This window comes from Paracoccus sediminicola, from assembly GCF_027912835.1.
In the GTDB taxonomy this organism is placed as follows: Bacteria; Pseudomonadota; Alphaproteobacteria; order Rhodobacterales; family Rhodobacteraceae; genus Paracoccus; species Paracoccus sediminicola.
Genome location: NZ_CP115770.1, coordinates 1 through 16,800 on the forward strand (window position 1 = coordinate 1; position 16,800 = coordinate 16,800).

Genomic DNA, 16,800 nt, shown 5'->3' on the forward strand with positions numbered 1-16,800 from the left:
CACGACAACACCTATAGGTGTTGTGGATAACTTTCACACTACATTTAGATTCTTCTTGCCGGACTCACTGGATCGTGGCATTCCCATTCTGACGGCAAAACGCGTCAGACACGCTGTACACCGTCAGAATGACTAAGAGCCTCAACAGAGGCCGAGAGTGGGCGGCAGGACATGGATGATCGTAACATTGGATACACGCAAGGCATAGGCTCTTCCGATATCGGAGCATTTGCCGACAATCTGGCTGAGTCTTTGGATCGCCAGATGAAGATCGCTTTCGAACCCGAAGAACGAAAGTCCCTACGTCGCTTCAGTTCCACCGAAGTCGCCGGCCTCCTGCGCGTAAGCACATCTAACCTGCGCAACCGGCACAAGGACGGCAGCTTCCCGGAAGTGCATACAGACAACCGCGGACACCGGTTCTACACAGCCCAAGAGATTGATGAGTTGCGCGATGTTCTTGGACGCACTGGGAAGAACGCAGAAAGCTACCGCCCAGGTCGACGTGATGGCGATCGTCTCCAGGTGATATCCGTCGTCAACTTCAAAGGCGGCTCATCAAAGACTACTGCAACGATTCATCTTGCGCAAAGGTATGCCTTGCGCGGTTACCGCGTGCTGGTCCTAGACCTCGATCCGCAAGCAAGTTTGACCACGTTTTTCGGCTTTCGGCCCGAGCTTGAGTTCGCCGATGGCGGCACAATCTATGATGCTTTGAGATATGAGGACCAAGTTCCTCTCTCGAACGTCATCCAAAAGACCTACTTCCATAAGCTCGACATGGTGCCCGCCGGTTTGATGCTCTCGGAGTACGAAACCGAGACCGCAAACGCTCTCGCCCGTCGCGTACAGCCCATCTTTGCAGAGCGCCTCGCCTTGGCGCTTGAAGAGGTTGAGGCAAACTACGACATCGTCCTGATCGACTGCCCGCCTCAGCTTGGGTTTCTAACCCTGACTGCGCTGGCAGCCTCGACGGGGCTTTTGGTTACCGTGGTACCTGGCATGCTTGACATCGCATCTATGAGCCAATTCCTGAAGCTTGCTTCAGAAACGGTCAAGGCCGTGGAGGAAGCCATCGGTCGGCGTGTCACATGGGATTTTGTCAAGTTCCTGATTACCAGATATGAACCTTCGGACGGTCCGCAGACCCAAATGGCAGGCTACCTGAGATCAATTCTGGCAGGTCAGGTCATGACAGAGCCAATGCTGAAGTCTACGGCGATCTCCGACGCGGGGATGACCCAGCAGACCGTCTACGAAGTCGATCCAAGCCAATTCATCAGAAAGACAATTGATCGCGCCCTGACCAGCGTGAATGGCGTTGGCGATGAGCTAGAGCAGACGATCCAAATGGCATGGGGGCGTCGCTGATGGCCCGAAACATCTTCAACCAGCCTCCAAGGAATGAGACGGAGAGCGGAGCCCCCTCCCCTACCCCGCCAAAAGCGGCAAAGCTGCCGGGATCTGTTGGAGGATTGCGCGACTCTTTGCGCGAGATCACAGCAAACTCGATTCGCGATATCGAACCCGATCAGATTGACATGGATGGGCTGCGCGATCGGTTGGTGCTGGAAGATTCCAGTATCGATGAGTTGGCCGAGAGCATTCGCAAGCATGGCCAACAAGTGCCCATCATGGTCCGTCCATCTGCCCAACCGGACAGATACCGCATCATCTACGGCCGCCGCAGGCTTGCGGCGATCCGTAAGGTCGGTGGAACGGTCAAGGCAATTGTTCGAACCTTGGACGATGACGCATCTCTGATCGCTCAAGGCCAGGAGAACAACCTCAGGCTTGATCCGTCTTTTATAGAAAAGTCTCTTTTTATCAAAGAGATGCAAGAATCCGGGTACAAACCCGGTGTCATTCAAGATGCTCTAGGTCTGACCCGGCAAGGCGTATCCAACCACAGGGTCGTCATAGAACAACTGCCAGACGGTCTTGTTCAACTCATCGGGCCAGCACATGGGATCGGACGACGGCAGTGGGGTGATCTAGCTGCCTTGTCGGTGAAGGTAGATTTGGTGGACATCGCCAAAGAGGCGCTCGCCGCCCTGCCCGACGACACTCCTAGTTCCGAAAAGTTCCAAGCGGTCTATTCGGCTTGCTCGAGCAAAGCACGTAGCGACAAGAAGCCGCCCAATCGTGGGCTGACTTCGGTCATCAATGATGAGAACGGCTGTTCATTGGGCACGCTGACAATCGATGAGAAGGCGATCGCGCTCAAGGTCACCAAGAAGGACAATCCAGAATTCGGCCAATGGCTCGAAGAGCACGCGGAAGCTACGCTTTTGCAACTCTTCGTACAGTGGCGGAATGAGAGAGGCTCTGGGTCCTAACCCAGGCCACACAGAGCAACACGAGCAGAGGAGAAAAGCGAAGACCCGAAAGAAAAGAGCCCCCCAAAGTTTCCCCTGGAGAGCCCTCATCATCTGATTAGCATCTTTGATGTAGCAACCTCCAGCATACCGGTCAAGAGTCACCGATTCGGTGGACTGATATTTTTTGCCTTTTTCCGCGAAAATTCGAGGAAAGAGACGGGGAAGTTGTGGGCCGAACGGTCGTCGTGAACAAGCCATGGCATTTACAAAACTCTCGATCGAAGCCGCAGGTGCTGATGCAACCCGCGGCTCATTTCCCCCATCTGAAACCGACGTCTGGACCATCTTCAGAGCCCTGAGAGATGCACGCAGCGTGTTTGGTCTACGTCCTGGCCACATACAGACACTTCAAGCAATGCTCAGTTTTCTGAAACCTGGCCATGGCGAAACGGTTTTTGCGTCTAACAATTCACTTTGCCAGCGCGTTGGCGGAATCGACGAACGGACACTCCGGAGGCACATCAACCGCTTCGTTGAACTCGGATTCATCAAGCGCAATGACAGCTCGAACCGAAAGCGCTACCGCGTTCGCTCATCCGGCGGGGAGTGCATCAGTTATGGATTGTCTCTCACCCCCCTGCTCCAACGTGCGAGCGAGCTTATAGCCATCGCGCAAGAGATGGAGAATAACCGGCGAGATCGGATATTTGTCCGCAAACAGATCCTTACAAAGCTCGCCCGTTTGGAAGAGCACGATCCTAGCAACGCATTCATCAACCACGCACGGAAAGCTCTACGCAGGAAGCTGAGCCTCCCCGAATACCACGCTCTGCTCGCCAGTACAGATGCAGAATGCCAGAGTTTGTCTACCCCGGATGACCCGCCTGAAACTATGGAATTGCCCGCCAATGACGGACAAACTGTCCGGCATCAATCTAAGTCTGAAGAAGAAAAAAAAGATTTAGATAGCAACATCGGCCTTGAGGCCCTGAAACCAGACTTGCTGACCTCAGTCTGCGATCAGGCGACATCGTTCTCCACAGAGAGACTTAGAAACTGGTTGGACATTGAAAACCATGCTCGAACACTTGCACCCATGATGGGCATTCACCCAGAGACTTTCGAGAAAGCCAAGAATGCTGTAGGAGCTCAGAAAGCGTCATGCACGATCTTCATCATGCTACAGCTTGGAAAACGCATCAGGGATTTTGGAGCGTATTTTCACAGTATCACCCTGGGTCAAAGGCAAAACCAATTTGATCCATTAGCTTTGATCAAGCGACTGTCCGAAAACAATGAGCGAACTGTCTAATGTCCACCGCGGTGGACTTCGAACGAGAAGCGGCGCTTGTGGCAACCAAAACTGTCCAAACGCACGTAGCGGCGCGTGGTGGTTCTTCAGTTCATCTCAGACCAGCAGATGTCCACCGCGGTGGACAAGTGACACACGAGCAAGCCTTGATGAAAATCTGGCCGCCCATGGAAGAAATCGGCGGCCAGCCATTACACCCTAAATGCCTAAAGTTATTGTGGGAGGTCACCGTCTCCAAAGAGGTTTGGAAAGAGCCGCTCTCGATAATCCAACGGAAACGCCAACCGAACCGGCGTCTTCGGCGAGGCGGACGTCATGTATCCGGCGGCGGTCAGTTTACTCAGCGTGTTGCGAGCAGTACGCTCGGACGTCTTGAGCACAATCTGCGCATCGCCTCGTTCCAGTGCCCCATGCCGAAGAACCGCCGAGATTAGTTCCGGCGCTCGCTTGTCATCGATGGTATCTGCAACAAGACGGCGATACCGTTGGTCAAGTCCGCCGAGATCGAACAATCTTGCTGAGAAGGTGATCTGGTCGAGCGTCACCTTTAGGAACCATTCACTAAACGTCTTCAGTGCCGCTTCTGACAGGTTCCCCCGTCCGTCGCGGTCTCCGCGGCGTGGACTGTCGGCCAGATCCATCATCCGTTTGTACTCGCCCCGATCGGTTAGCCCGCGGGCCAGCCCACGTGATACGGACCAGAGCCCTTGGCCACCAATCCCCGCTGTGAGGGCCATGGCATGAGACATCAGTCTGCTGACACGGCCGTTACCATCCGGGAAAGGGTGGATGTAGTTGAGCCGGTGATGCGCAGAGGCGATCGCGATGATCCGTCCGCTCGAAGACCGCGCCGCAATCTGAAATCGTTTGTCGAAATGGTCCATGAATGCCGCGACGCGCGACGATGAAGGAGGTAGGTGGCGCCCGACCGCAACTTCCCGATCATCATCCTGCCGCATGCGTCCCGGAACGATGGGCTCTTGTGTGCCGTCGGGATGTTCGATGACCCGAAACTCTTCCGGCATCTCGTCGTAGAAGCTCTTATGGACCCAAGTCAGGAATTCGACGGATGTGGGGCGGGGCAGGGTGCCCTTGCGATGCATCTCGTCGATGGCCCGTTGAACGATGACGTGCGCCCGGGCCTCAAGGGCGAGGGGACGGGTTTCTTCCTCAAGCTCGGCACCAGCCAGCGCCCTTTCGATGTCGCGGGGGCGCGTGTTGTGTCCTTCGATCAGGTTGGAGTAGTAGCAGTTCATCACACGGACGAGATCGGCAAGTTCGGCTGCGCTGTCAGGATGCAACCCTTGTCCCAGCCCGGTGGCTTCCCTCTGGATGTCGACCGAAAGGTCTGCCAGTTCTGTAGGAATATGCTCCTCAAAGAAGCAGGGTTCGATCCTGGCGGGTGTCTCCAGCATTTTGCCGATCTTCCATGTTTGCAAAGTAATTGAAAAATAAACACATTTCGTACTTTCAAGCAAGGTTTTGCCGATATGCGTTGCCGATCTTGCCTGCCGATCTGGAATTGCTGCATGAAATCAATGGCTTCGGCAGAAGGGCCGGGCTTTTCGGTTTTGTTGTGTGCCCAAAGGGGCCGGAAAAAGAGAAAGTGTTCTTCGGGTTTTGTGACTGACGGATGAGGGCCTTTGGGGTCCCTCAGATGGGTCCGGGCCGGGTTCCGGTCTGTCTTTCCTGATGAAGGGCATTCCGATGCAAACAGGTGTCTTGCGCGTGTTACGCGCGACCGCTGCCTCGTGGTGGCGACACAAGGAACTACGCCGAACCGGCCAGACGGGCCAGGCACTGCAGCTCGAGCGCGAGACCGTCCTGCGTGATCTCGGCTATCTCAGGCAGGCGGCAACGCTGCCGAATGCCCATGTGATCTGCGGAGAGGGCGGCACGTTCATCCATCTCGGTTGGACCACCGTCTCGACCCTCGCGCCGATCGAGCGCTTCCCCTTGGCCACTCTTGCGGTCGCACGAGGGACCCCGTTTATCGATATCCGACCCGTCACCAATGTCATCGCCTGCGCGAACCTGCCGCGGGTGGCGCGGGACGGATCGGACGACTCTGCACCCTCGGGCCCTGGCAGGTCCGTCTCGCTGACCGACTACATCGACATGGTCGAACGGCTCGGCGCGAGGATCGTCAACGATCCGCGGCCCCGTCAGTCAATCTGATCCCCATTTCCTCTCACCAAGACTCGAAAGGAGGCCAGCCATGGCCCGATCCCGCACGCCCAAATTCGATGCCTCCGAGGCCATCACAAACGAAATCATCCGCATCATCGAGCGCGGCGTCCTGCCGTGGCGCAAGCCATGGACCGCAGGCGGCAGCTCTCGCCCCCTGCGCGTGGGCGGTGAACCCTACCAGGGAGTGAACAACTTCCTGCTGACGATGCGGACCGTGATGGCGGGCCACAGCTCTCCCTTCTGGATGACGTTGCCGCAGGCCAATGCCTTGGATGCAAAGGTCCGCAAGGGCGAGAAATCCTCTGTCGTCGTCTATTACGGTCAAAGCCGGAAAGACGCGGGCGGCGATGAGCATGACCGCAGCGACGGGGATGATCACTCCGAGGAAGCCCACATCTTTCGCTTTCAGAAATCCTACCGCGTGTTCAATTCCTGCCAGATCGAGGGCTTGCCCGACAGCTTCTTCCCCGATCCGGAGCCCGTGCCCGAGCATCCGCCGTCCGAGCCCATCCCGCACATGCAGGCGTTTTTCGATGCCATCGACATCACGACCGTCTTCACGGGCACGGAGGCGTACTATTTGCCGCCCGTGGACAAGGTCTACATGCCGTCCATCACGCGGTTCCAGGACCCGCGCAATTTCTACGGGGTCTGGGCGCATGAGCTCGCCCATGCCACGAAAGCCCCCCATCGATTGAACCGTGATTTCGGGTTCTCGAAGTTTGGCAACACGTCCTATGCGCGCGAGGAGATCGTCGCGGAATTGACCTCGGTGTTCCTGGGTCAGACGCTCGGCTTCACGGCGCATACGCTCGAGATGAATGCCGCCTATCTCCACAACTGGTTGCGCGTCCTGCGCTCGGACAAGGGTGCGATCTTCAAGCACGCCGCGGACGCGCAGCGCGCTTGCGACTACTTGATCGCCAGATCGGAGGCGGGCAGGGCAGGGCGCAGCGCCAAGGCGGCCTGACCACACGGAGAACGGAGACTCGCATGTCACGCAAGGAACCCAAGACGCTGCGGGTGGCCTGCTTCAAAGATGGCCGCCGCAAGATCATCACCTTCAAGCACGGCGCCTATTGGTGGAGCGCGTCTGAGGGCGCGTATCCGCTTTCGGCAGCGCTCGAGGCCATCACGGACCAAGGCGGCTGGGTCGAGACCATCCCCAACCCGAATTACAGACCCAAGGGTCTGTTCGGGTAGGGCACCTTCTCCTTCGGTCCTGCCGCCAGGCGGAAAAGGAAAAGCGGGCTTTGGGAAGGGTGTTTCAACTTCTCAAAGGAGATCCCCATGTCCATGACCGTTCAACCCCAGCCAGACCGTCCAGAGCCGAGTGTGATCGCGGAGCAGAACGACGCGTTTCGCAAGCTCGCGTGCCTTGGAGTGCCGCCCGCGCAGCCCATCCAGGGCCGGATGCATGTCACCCGCTCGCTCATGGAGGCCGGTGAAGGCTTCATGGCCGAGGCGGTGAAGGCGACCGGTGAGTTTGCCACATTCGAGCCTGAGAATGATCCCGAGGGATGGCACGATTTCGGAGCGGTAGAGATCCGGGGAGAGACCGTGTTCTGGAAGATCGATCTCTATGAAGCAGACTCGGACTTCCGCTACGGGGCTGAGACCCCGGACAATCCCGCCACCACCATGCGCGTGCTGACCATCATGCTGGCGCGCGACTGGTAGGGCAGGGGACACCCCCCTTCCTGACACCCCAGGCGATGAAGGCCCGCTGCCCCTCAAAAAGGCAAAGCGGGCCTTTTGTCGTGGTGATCCCTGAAGCCGGGGATTGGTCACGCGCTTGAAGGCGCGGGCCACACCTCACCCTCCTGGAAGGATATCCCATGACCACAAGCTTTGCTCCCCTTACCGTCGCGATCGGCGATCTAGTCCCGCATCCTGCTAATGTGCGCAGCAACGCGCCGGAAACCTATGACCCCGAGAACATCGCGCATCTGAAAGCCAGCATTGCCGTTCTGGGTCTCCTGCAGCCGCTCCTGGTCCAGAAGCTCGACGGCAAATACGCCGTCCTCGCCGGTGGCCGGCGCCATGCCGCGCTGAAGGAGCTGATCGCCGACAAGGCCAGCAAGGGGTTCACGGCGAAAACCAAGGTGGACTGCCGCCTCGTGCCCGAGGACTGCGACGTCACCACGGCACTGTCGCTCGCCGAGAACATCACCCAGGCACCGATGAATGCCATCGACGAGTTCGAGGCTTTCGCCCGGATGATGGAGGTCGACGGCCAGACGCCCGAGACGATCGCGAAGACCTTCGGCACCACGGTGGCGGCCGTGAAAGGCCGGTTGCGCTATGGCCTCATCCACCCCGACATCCGCGCCGCGGCTCGGGGCAAGGTGATCACGCTCGACACAATGAAGGCCTTCGCCGAGCACCCGAGCCAGGAGGCGCAGCGCGAGGTTTTCGAGGCGCTCACGAAAGACGGCGGCTATCTGCAGGCCTACACGGTCCGACAGGCCCTCAAGTCCCGCGGCGTGCAGGTCAGCGACGATATCGGGGCTTTCGTGCGCGAAGACTACGAGGCGCGTGGCGGTGCCGTCGCGGCTGACCTTCTGGAAGAGCATTCCGTGCTTGAGGATGCGGCGCTGGTCGAGACCATTTTGCTCGAGAAGCTTGGGGCCGCCGCTGAAGAGGTCCGTGTGAGGCTGGGGTTTGCCTGGGCCGATGCGATGGTGCGCTATGATTACGCGACCATGGCCGACTATGGCCGCGTCTATCCCGGCCCGATCGAGCCCGATGAGGCTGCCCGGAAGCGCATCGATGAGATCACCGCCGAGCTTGAGAAATTGCAACTCGAGATGGAAGATGAGGGGCTCGAGGACGGTGCCTACAACGCCCTTTACGAGCGCGTGGACGTTCTGGAAGAGGAAGCCCGCGATCTGCAGGAGGCCTACAGCGACGAAGATCTGGCCCGCGCTGGGGTGATCGCCTCGTGGCAGGGTGGGCAGATCACGCTCCATGTTGGTCTCGTCCGACCGGAAGACACCGTCAAAGAGGAGGGCGCACGCGGCTCCTCGGCTGGCCCGACCGGGGAAGAAGCCCCGGACGCCGGCGAAATCACTTATCCAGCTTCACTGGCCGAGGACCTCAAGACCGAGCGAGCCATGGCCCTTGGCGCCGCGATGGCGCTGCATCCGGAGGCCACGCTCGATCTGACGCTCTTCAAACTGGTCAGTGATGTTCTGGCCAGCGGTATGAGTGTCACGCAGGCGATCAAGATCGAGGCCCGCGAGGATTACCGCAGCCATGCCAAGATGGACGAGATCGACGAGACCTCGCTCGAGCAGGTGGCGGCGGCGCATGATGCGCTTGATCTGTCCTGGCTTGATGACACCCGCCCGCCCGCCGATCAGTTCGCGGCGTTTCGCGCGCTGGAGGCAGGTGAAAAGGCCAAGCTCGTGGCCTATGCCACGGCCAGCACCACGCAGTCCTGCTTCGCGCGGGATCCTCGGCGCGATAGCCTGATGCATGCGTTCGAGATCGAGATCATGCCCGACATCCGCGCCCACTGGACGCCGAACGCGGCGCTGTTCAATCGCTTCAAAAAGGCCTGGCTCCTGAAGATCCTCGGCGAGGATCTGGGTCTGGCCCAGGAGGCGGTGACGCTGGCCTCGTCGAGCAAGAAGGAAATCGTCGACTTCTGCGACAAGCTCTTTGCAGAGCCCTTCGCGACGCTCACGGACGCGCAGCGCGCTGCCGTGGCCGCCTGGTGCCCGCCCATGATGCAGACCGCCGGTGTCGCCTGTGATGAGGCGGAGCCCACTGCGGACACCCCGGAGCCTGACAGCGAGGTCGCGCAAGCGGCCTGAGTCCTCACGCGACCCGCGCGAGGCATTCCCCGCGTGGGTCGACCTCCCACACCCAACGGAAAGACATCCTCATGGCTATTCTCAAGTTCTCTGCGTCTGCTGTTGCGGCGCAAATCGCACATGCGCGCGCCTGCAAAACCTTCCTGCCCAACTGGAACGGTCCCGTGGACAGGCCGGCCCTGATCCTCATCGTCGGCAATGGCGTGCATCTGCGCTCAAACGGCATCGATGGCACGACCACTCGCATCGTCACGACCGAGCAGGCCGATCCGTCCTTTGCTTTCGCCGACGGCATGAACCCGTTTCGGGATACCGACTGGATGGCGCAGCGCCGCATGGCGTTTCGCGATCTGACCGGCCAGTTCTACACCGACATCCTCGACGATGTGCAGGTGCTCATCGACCGGGGGCAGGGGGCGATCCGGCTCGCCACCGATGGCCACAGCATCCGCGTCTTCGTGCGCCGGGCCTCGGATTATCTCATTGGCGGGACCTACGAGGTGCCCTCGGGCCTCGGCGGCACCTTCCGGGTCATCCTCAAGGATGCCTGCGACACCTTCGCGATCGTGCAGAACTGCGGCAATTGCGAAGATTTCGACGCCATGCAGCCCTACCGCGTGCCGCTCGATGCGCTGATGGAACTCGATGATCGGAGGGTGGCGTGATGGGTTGGCTTTTCTACACCGATCGCCGCGTTCAGACCTACGCGGATGAGAAAGCGGAAATCGCCAGGCTCTGCACCTCTCATGGCGACACGCGCAAAACTGAACTGGTCAAGGCCTGCAAGGTCGGCTCAACCTGGTATGCGGCGGCAAAGGTCACCAATCTCGACGGCACCCCTGTCGAAGACACGACCTATGTCACCGATGCGGATGGCTCCTTCACTTTCGGGGCTGTCTTCCTCACCCGATACGATGACGGCTGCTGGGGCTACAAGGACATGGAGGAAAGTGCTGGCCCGAACGAATCTCGTGCTCCGCTTGGGCTGATCGAGCTTCTCTCCGACCTGAAAGACCCGGACAGCTACGCCCAGGACTGGCGTCAGCGCTGCCGGAATTGGGCTGCGATCCCGGACTACGAGGAAGGCGACAAGATCAGGCTCGCCACGCCCGTGACGCTCACCGATGGCAGTACATGCCAGATCGTCACCGCGACGTACTACAAGCGGGGGCGGCAAAAACGCCGCTGCTACCGCATCGAGGAAACCGGTGGGCTCGTACGCCTGTCGAAGGCCTCGCTTGCGGGCTCGGAGCTGCTCAGCTCCGCAAAAGGTGCGGCTAGCCCGGTGCTGGCGGAGTTCCTGGCGGGGCGAAATTAGGTCCTGCGCCGGACGGTTCATTGACCTGCCCGGCGACAGCAGATGCTGCGGCTTGTCTTGACAAGGCAATGCAAATGCATTACCTATCGCGGGCAGCAAAGCCCCTTTTCTTCAGGAGACTGCCATGACAGCCCTCGCACAAGATGTCTCGAAACTCACGGATCGGTATCAGACGACCGTGCCGGCGGGTGTGCGCAAACAGCTCAAGCTGGGAAAGGGCGACCAGATTCGTTACTGCACCGAGCCGAGTGGCAGGGTCTATATCGAGCCCGTGCGCAGCGACGAGGAAGATCCCGTGCTCGGAGCCTTTCTCGATTTTGTCGAGGCCGATATCAAGGCGCATCCGGACCGCATTCGGGCGTTCGATGGGGCTTTGCATGACCGTCTTGCAGCACTGGTCGGAGACGTTGACGTCGATCTCGATGCGCCGCTATCGCCCGAGGATGAATGAGCGGCGATAGCGTGCCCGCCCAAGCGCCTCTTGTCGTAAACGGATGGTCGATTTATGCGCATCCGCTCTTTCTGGATCAGCTCGAAGGGCTGATTGAAGAGGTCGAGGCGCGTAAGGCACGCGATCCCAAGACCTGGCGCAAGAAAAATTCCACGAAACGGCTGGCCGCCATCTTCAAGCTGGTCACCGAGGCCATACCGGCAGATCCGGGTGCCGCCGCCTTCCGGCAAGGCGGCACACTCGGCGATCACCGCAAGCACTGGTTTCGGGCGAAATTCTTCCAGCAATATCGGTTGTTCTACCGGTTCAACAGTGATGCGAAGGTCATCGTGGTGGCCTGGGTGAACGACGACAAGACCCTGCGCGCCTATGGCAGCAAGACGGATGCCTATGCGACGTTCAAAGGGATGCTGGAAGATGGCAACCCACCTGACAATTTTGACGCGCTCCTGAAAGAAGCCGCGGCGGCGGACAAGCGGTTAGAAACTTCCCTTGAAGCGGCGCCCGATCGGTAAGTGGCCTAGGATGATTTTCTGCGACCCTAACGGCACCGCCGTTTACGGTATCACGCAAGGTGATGTAACCTCGCGCCTTAACACGGTTGGAGAAAACGCAATGGACGAAACGGGAAAGGAAGGGCCACTTCTTGGTCTCGATGAGCAATGCGCGTCCCAGATGAAGCGGGGCCGTTTCCCAATTGCTGTGCACGTTGCAGACATGCCCGATGACCTCGGCAAGCTGCTGGATATCGGGCTCGAGGAGCATTTCCATGGCCGCTGAAGCGAATTCGTATGACGCGTGGTTTCGCGCGAAGGTGCAGGCCGCGCTGGAGGAGGAATGCACGGGAACATCTCAAGTTCAGGTGATGCAGGCCGCACAGGCATTGATTGATGCGAAACGGGAGGTCGAACCCAAGTCCTGACCAAGCCTTGGAGGTCAGCGCGGTCTGACCCCCGTCACCTTGAAAAGCGAAAGCGGGCTTTTTGTCCTTTGGAACTCAGACCCTGATCCAAAGGAAAATCCCCATGTCCAAACCCAGACCGGCCAACCCGGCTCTCGCAATCTCCGACGCTAACCTCACCTCTGCCCTCGCGCAGATCGGCGCGGAGGTCGACAACCAGCCCCTGCGCAGTTCAGCGCTCGCGCGCATCATGCGCGAGACGTTTCATGGCAGCGATGCCGGCGGTGCCTGGGACTGGCGCATGGCCTATGACCTGATGCAGGCGGCGGCTGTGCAGGTGCTGCTGCGTGGGGACGGCGCGGCAGGTGACATCGCCGCTGCAAGGCTGCTTGCCTCGCGGCTGCTGACGGAAACGCGCCGGTCAGAGCAGCAGATCCGGCTGCAGCAGTTTTCCACGCCGCTGCCATTCGCGGCGCTGGTCTTGCGGGCCGCGGGGATCCGCAAGGGCGAGACCGTGCTGGAGCCCTCGGCGGGCACCGGTGCCCTGGCAGCTTTCGCCGCCCGGGCCGGTGCCACGCTTTTGCTCAACGAGATCGACCCCTTTCGCCAGCGCCTCCTGCGCGCGGTTTTCGGCGGCGAGGTCACAGGCCATGACGGCGAGCATATCGATGATCTGCTGCAAACGCCGGTTCTACCCGACGTCGTGGTGATGAATCCGCCCTTCGCCTCCTCGGTCGATCGCGCCCGGGACAAACACATCGCCGCCAAGCATCTCATCGCGGCTGCAAAGCGTCTGGCACCCGGCGGGCGGCTTGTGGCGATCATGCCGCCGGGGTTCACGCCCGAACGCGATGCCGCGCATTGGTCCCGCGCCTGCGGTCTCCTGACGCCACGATTGGCGCTGACGATGCCGGGGCAGGTTTACCGCAAGCTCGGCACCTCTGTCGAAACCCAGCTCATGGTCTTCGACAAGGTGCAGGAGGACGGCGAAATGATCCGCGTCCCTGTGCGGGATCTGGATGAAGCCTTGGCATATGTCGATGCTGTGGCCGCAACACGGACCGAGATGAGCCCGGCCCAACGGGTTGAAGCGATCCCTCATGCTCGGCCGACCGTTCGATCATCTGTCCTGCGCAAGACCGCTGCCGGTGTTATCACCGCCCCCACAGCCAGGGCCAATGCCGTTGTCCCGCTAGTTTTCACGAGCCTTGATATCCCGCGCGACAACATGCCGATCTCGGACATCTATGCGCGCTACCGTCCGCAGCGGATCGAGATCGCGGGTGCGCAGGAACATCCCACGCCGCTGGTCGAAAGCATCGCCATGGCCTCGGTTGCCCCGACCATGCCCTCAAACACGGGCAGTGATGACTTGCGCCTGCCCGCACGGTTGATCGAGGAGGGACATCTCTCCGAGGCGCAGCTCGAGACCATCATCATGGCGCATAATGCCCATGGGCGTGATCTGCCCGGTCGGTTTACCATCGATGACGACCAGACCAAGCCGACGCGCGCCGATGATGATCCAGACGCACGGGCCTATCGCCTTGGTTATTTCCTCGGCGACGGCACCGGTTGCGGCAAGGGCCGCGAATGCGCGGGGCTCATTCTCGTGAACTGGCTTTCCGGGCGCAGGAAGGCGATCTGGGTTTCCAAATCCGCCACGCTTATCGAGGACGCCATCCGCGACTGGACCGATCTCGGCGGCTCGCCAGCCGACATCCAGCCGCTCTCCAAATGGAAACCGGACCAGCCCGTCCCGATGGGCGACGGGATCCTCTTCGTCACCTACGCCACGCTGCGGTCCGCGGGCAAATGCGGCACCACGCGGCTCAGCCAGATTCTCGACTGGATGGGCGGAGACTTTGATGGCGTGCTGGCTTTTGATGAAGCCCATGCCATGCAGAACGCGGCTGGGTCCGAGCAGGGCAGGGGGGTCAAACCCTCCCAGCAGGGCCTTGCGGGCCTGCGTCTGCAACTCGCCGCACCCCGCGCTCGCGTCTTCTACATCTCGGCTACCGGCGCCACGAGCGTGCACAACCTGGCCTATGCCGCGCGTCTCGGTCTCTGGGGGCAGGGGCCCGAATACCCATGTCCAAGCCGCGAGAGCTTCGTCTCGGCGATGGAGGCGGGCGGTGTCGCCGCCATGGAGGTGGTCGCGCGCGATCTCAAGACGCTCGGGCTCTACACGGCGCGTGCCCTCAGTTTTGATGGGGTGGAGTATGACGTGCTCGAACACGCGCTGACCCCGGCGCAGATCGAGATCTACGACGCCTATGCGGGCGCATTTCGGACGATCCACCACAATCTCGAGGCCGCGCTGACAGCGACCGGCGTCAACGACGCCTCGGGAGAGACTAATGCCTCGGCCGCACGCGCCTCGGCCAAGTCCCGCTTCGAGAGCACGAAACAGCGCTTCTTCAACCATCTCCTGATGGGCATGAAAGCCCCGACCATCATCCGCGCAATCAAGGACGATCTGGCGGCGGGCAAGGCTTGCGTCATCCAGGTGGTCTCGACGGGTGAGAGCCTGCTGAAACGCCGACTTGAGACAATGGACCCGAAGGATGAACTCGTCGAGGGTGCCTTGACGCCGCGCGATTATGTTCTGGGATACCTCGAACAGGCCTTCCCGATTCATGCGCAAAAGCTGGTCGAGATCGACGGCAATATGGTGGCCGAGCCGCTCCGCGATGAAACTGGCGCGCTGGTCGTCTCGCGCGAGGCGCTCGCTCTGCGTGACGCGGCCATGATGGAGTTGATGACGCTGGCGCCGATCCCCTCGGCGCTCGATCAGATCCTCTGGGCTTTTGGCGACGAGGCCGTCGCAGAGGTCACGGGGCGGTCCATCCGGCCCCTCAAGGCCGAGGATGGCCATCTCTTTATCGAAAAGCGCAGCCCCAGCAGCAATTCCTCCGAGACCCAGGCCTTCATGGATGGCGAAAAGGATATCCTGATCTTCTCCGATGCGGGCGGGACGGGCCGGTCCTATCACGCGGCCCAAACGGCGAAGAACCAGAAGCGGCGGCGGCATTATCTGCTGGAGCCCGGCTGGCGTGCCGATGCGGCCATCCAGGGACTGGGCCGCACGCATCGCTCGGCCCAGGTCAGCGCGCCCTTCTTTCGGGTCTGCACCTCCGATGTGCATGGCGAGAAGCGCTTCACCTCGACGATCGCCAAACGCCTCGACCAGCTGGGGGCGCTCACCAAGGGCCAGCGCGAGACCGGCTCGCAGGGTATGTTCCGCGAGGAGGACAATCTCGAAAGCCCGATTGCGCGGGCGGCTTTGCGGGGATATTTTGCCGATCTCGCCGCCGGGCGCGCCGAGGCGATGAGCTACGAGAGCTTCACCGATTGGACAGCCCTGCGGCTGATCGACAAGGACGGTGTGCTGCTCGAAGAGCTTCCCCCGATCCAGCGGTTTCTGAACCGGGTGCTTGCCCTCCCCATCCACATGCAGAACGCGCTCTTTGCCGAGTTCATGGCGAGAATATCTGATCAGACCGAACGGGCGCGCGCGGCGGGCACGCTCGATCTCGGGGTGGAAACCCTGCGTGGCGAAAAGATCGAGCAGGTCTCCACGGAAGATCTCTGGACCTGCCCGAAATCTGGCGCCGTGACGCGGATCATCGGACTTGAGGTGACGGACCCGGTCCACGTGCTGTCGGCGGATGACGCCCTGTCGCGCAACCCTGACAAGCTGCCGATGGTCAATCGCACCTCCGGTCGCGCGGCGCTCATCTCGGCGCGGCCCATGCAGATGTATGACGAGGACATCGTCACGCTGATGCGCAAGGTGGTGCGGCCAAACGGGTCGAGCTATCTCGAAGAGGCGCGGTTCGAGTCCTCGGCTTGGGAAGATATTGAGCGGCGCGAGTTCTCCCAGCTTTGGGACGCAGAGGCTGCGTCCCTGCCAAAAACCACCACGACCAAGCTCTACCTGCTGACCGGGCTGCTGCTGCCGATCTGGAAGGACATTCCGACCACCAATGAGCGCATCTACCGGGTCACGCCCGATGGGGCGACCGCCATGATCGGGCGCACGCTGAGCGAGGAAGGGGCGGCCGCGCTGCGCGCCCGCTTCCTCGTCTCCAACCCGCAAACACCGCAGGAGATGTTGACCGCCGCCCTCGGCACCACCGCGCCTGTCGATCTGGGCCGGGGTCTGACCCTGACCCGTCGCCGTGTCGCAGGCGAGATGCGCCTCGAGCTGGGCGGCGCGGATCGGGGCATGATTGATGGCCTCAAGGCAATGGGGTGTTCCACTGAGATCATCGCCTTCCAGCTGCGGGTGTTCCTGCCGCATGGGGACGGGATCGACACGGGGAGCATTCTGGCCCGGATCGTGGGGCAGGAAGCCGCCATGACGTCAGAACAAGCCGCCTGAAAGGTCAAAGCGAGCTTTCGGTCGGGCGTCGCGGATCGGGGTTTGCCCGGACTGCGCTTTCCGGGCGCGGGCAGACCAATGCCACGCCCGGCCCCCCAA

At 60.8% G+C, this 16,800-nt stretch carries 17 protein-coding genes; 16 read left to right on the forward strand and 1 reads right to left on the reverse strand.

What is annotated here, in order from left to right; all coding sequences use genetic code 11:
- The first annotated feature begins 171 nt into the window (after window positions 1-171).
- The 3 genes from repA to repC all read left to right on the forward strand — a co-directional run bounded on the left by repA (window position 172) and on the right by repC (window position 3,633).
- Window positions 172-1,371: a plasmid partitioning protein RepA gene (gene repA / locus PAF18_RS16400; RefSeq protein WP_009807965.1), complete on the forward strand. Its 1,200-nt coding sequence runs from the start codon at window positions 172-174 to the stop codon at window positions 1,369-1,371.
- On the forward strand, window positions 1,371-2,339 hold the full coding sequence (gene repB / locus PAF18_RS16405) for a plasmid partitioning protein RepB (RefSeq protein ID WP_271118271.1): 969 nt from the start codon (window positions 1,371-1,373) through the stop codon (window positions 2,337-2,339). The genes repA and repB overlap by 1 nt, the downstream gene beginning before the upstream one ends.
- Window positions 2,340-2,577: 238 nt before the next feature.
- A complete protein-coding gene (gene repC, locus PAF18_RS16410) occupies window positions 2,578-3,633 on the forward strand; it encodes a plasmid replication protein RepC (protein ID WP_271118272.1) in 1,056 nt (351 codons plus the stop codon).
- A 212-nt stretch (window positions 3,634-3,845) separates the two neighbouring features.
- Here repC and PAF18_RS16415 read toward each other — a convergent pair whose 3' ends face one another.
- Window positions 3,846-5,048 (reverse strand): Fic family protein, encoded by a 1,203-nt coding sequence (locus tag PAF18_RS16415; protein WP_271118310.1) that lies wholly within the window; start codon window positions 5,046-5,048, stop codon window positions 3,846-3,848.
- An 89-nt stretch (window positions 5,049-5,137) separates the two neighbouring features.
- On the opposite strand from PAF18_RS16415, the gene PAF18_RS16420 reads away from it, so the two are divergent.
- The 13 genes from PAF18_RS16420 (at window position 5,138) to PAF18_RS16480 (ending at window position 16,701) form a co-directional block, all read left to right on the forward strand.
- The gene (locus PAF18_RS16420) at window positions 5,138-5,263 is read left to right on the forward strand and encodes a hypothetical protein (protein WP_268793849.1); all 126 of its coding nucleotides are present in this window, start codon (window positions 5,138-5,140) and stop codon (window positions 5,261-5,263) included.
- Between the two features lie 62 nt (window positions 5,264-5,325).
- Window positions 5,326-5,811 (forward strand): hypothetical protein, encoded by a 486-nt coding sequence (locus tag PAF18_RS16425; protein ID WP_271118273.1) that lies wholly within the window; start codon window positions 5,326-5,328, stop codon window positions 5,809-5,811.
- A 40-nt stretch (window positions 5,812-5,851) separates the two neighbouring features.
- Window positions 5,852-6,793 carry an ArdC family protein gene (locus PAF18_RS16430; protein ID WP_271118274.1) on the forward strand — a complete coding sequence of 314 codons (942 nt, stop codon included), beginning with the start codon at window positions 5,852-5,854 and terminating at the stop codon, window positions 6,791-6,793.
- A 23-nt stretch (window positions 6,794-6,816) separates the two neighbouring features.
- The gene (locus PAF18_RS16435) at window positions 6,817-7,026 is read left to right on the forward strand and encodes a DUF6330 family protein (protein ID WP_271118275.1); all 210 of its coding nucleotides are present in this window, start codon (window positions 6,817-6,819) and stop codon (window positions 7,024-7,026) included.
- A gap of 87 nt (window positions 7,027-7,113) precedes the next feature.
- Window positions 7,114-7,503, forward strand: coding sequence for a DUF3768 domain-containing protein (locus PAF18_RS16440; protein WP_271118276.1), 390 nt, complete (start codon window positions 7,114-7,116; stop codon window positions 7,501-7,503).
- A gap of 158 nt (window positions 7,504-7,661) precedes the next feature.
- On the forward strand, window positions 7,662-9,644 hold the full coding sequence (locus PAF18_RS16445; RefSeq protein ID WP_271118277.1) for a ParB/RepB/Spo0J family partition protein: 1,983 nt from the start codon (window positions 7,662-7,664) through the stop codon (window positions 9,642-9,644).
- 71 nt (window positions 9,645-9,715) lie between these two features.
- Window positions 9,716-10,309 (forward strand): regulator, encoded by a 594-nt coding sequence (locus PAF18_RS16450; protein ID WP_271118278.1) that lies wholly within the window; start codon window positions 9,716-9,718, stop codon window positions 10,307-10,309.
- Window positions 10,309-10,962 carry a DUF6927 domain-containing protein gene (locus tag PAF18_RS16455; protein WP_271118279.1) on the forward strand — a complete coding sequence of 218 codons (654 nt, stop codon included), beginning with the start codon at window positions 10,309-10,311 and terminating at the stop codon, window positions 10,960-10,962. The genes PAF18_RS16450 and PAF18_RS16455 overlap by 1 nt, the downstream gene beginning before the upstream one ends.
- A 124-nt stretch (window positions 10,963-11,086) precedes the next feature.
- Complete coding sequence (locus PAF18_RS16460; RefSeq protein WP_271118280.1) at window positions 11,087-11,413, forward strand: type II toxin-antitoxin system PrlF family antitoxin; 327 nt, start codon at window positions 11,087-11,089, stop codon at window positions 11,411-11,413.
- A complete protein-coding gene (locus PAF18_RS16465) occupies window positions 11,410-11,928 on the forward strand; it encodes a type II toxin-antitoxin system YhaV family toxin (protein ID WP_271118281.1) in 519 nt (172 codons plus the stop codon). The genes PAF18_RS16460 and PAF18_RS16465 overlap by 4 nt, the downstream gene beginning before the upstream one ends.
- Window positions 11,929-11,938: 10 nt before the next feature.
- Window positions 11,939-12,193, forward strand: a complete 255-nt coding sequence (locus tag PAF18_RS16470) for a hypothetical protein (RefSeq protein ID WP_271118282.1) — start codon at window positions 11,939-11,941, stop codon at window positions 12,191-12,193.
- Window positions 12,183-12,335: an antitoxin PaaA2 family protein gene (locus PAF18_RS16475; RefSeq protein WP_113912995.1), complete on the forward strand. Its 153-nt coding sequence runs from the start codon at window positions 12,183-12,185 to the stop codon at window positions 12,333-12,335. Before PAF18_RS16470 ends, PAF18_RS16475 begins: the two co-directional genes overlap by 11 nt.
- A 103-nt stretch (window positions 12,336-12,438) precedes the next feature.
- Window positions 12,439-16,701, forward strand: a complete 4,263-nt coding sequence (locus PAF18_RS16480) for a strawberry notch-like NTP hydrolase domain-containing protein (protein ID WP_271118283.1) — start codon at window positions 12,439-12,441, stop codon at window positions 16,699-16,701.
- Window positions 16,702-16,800: the final 99 nt, after the last annotated feature.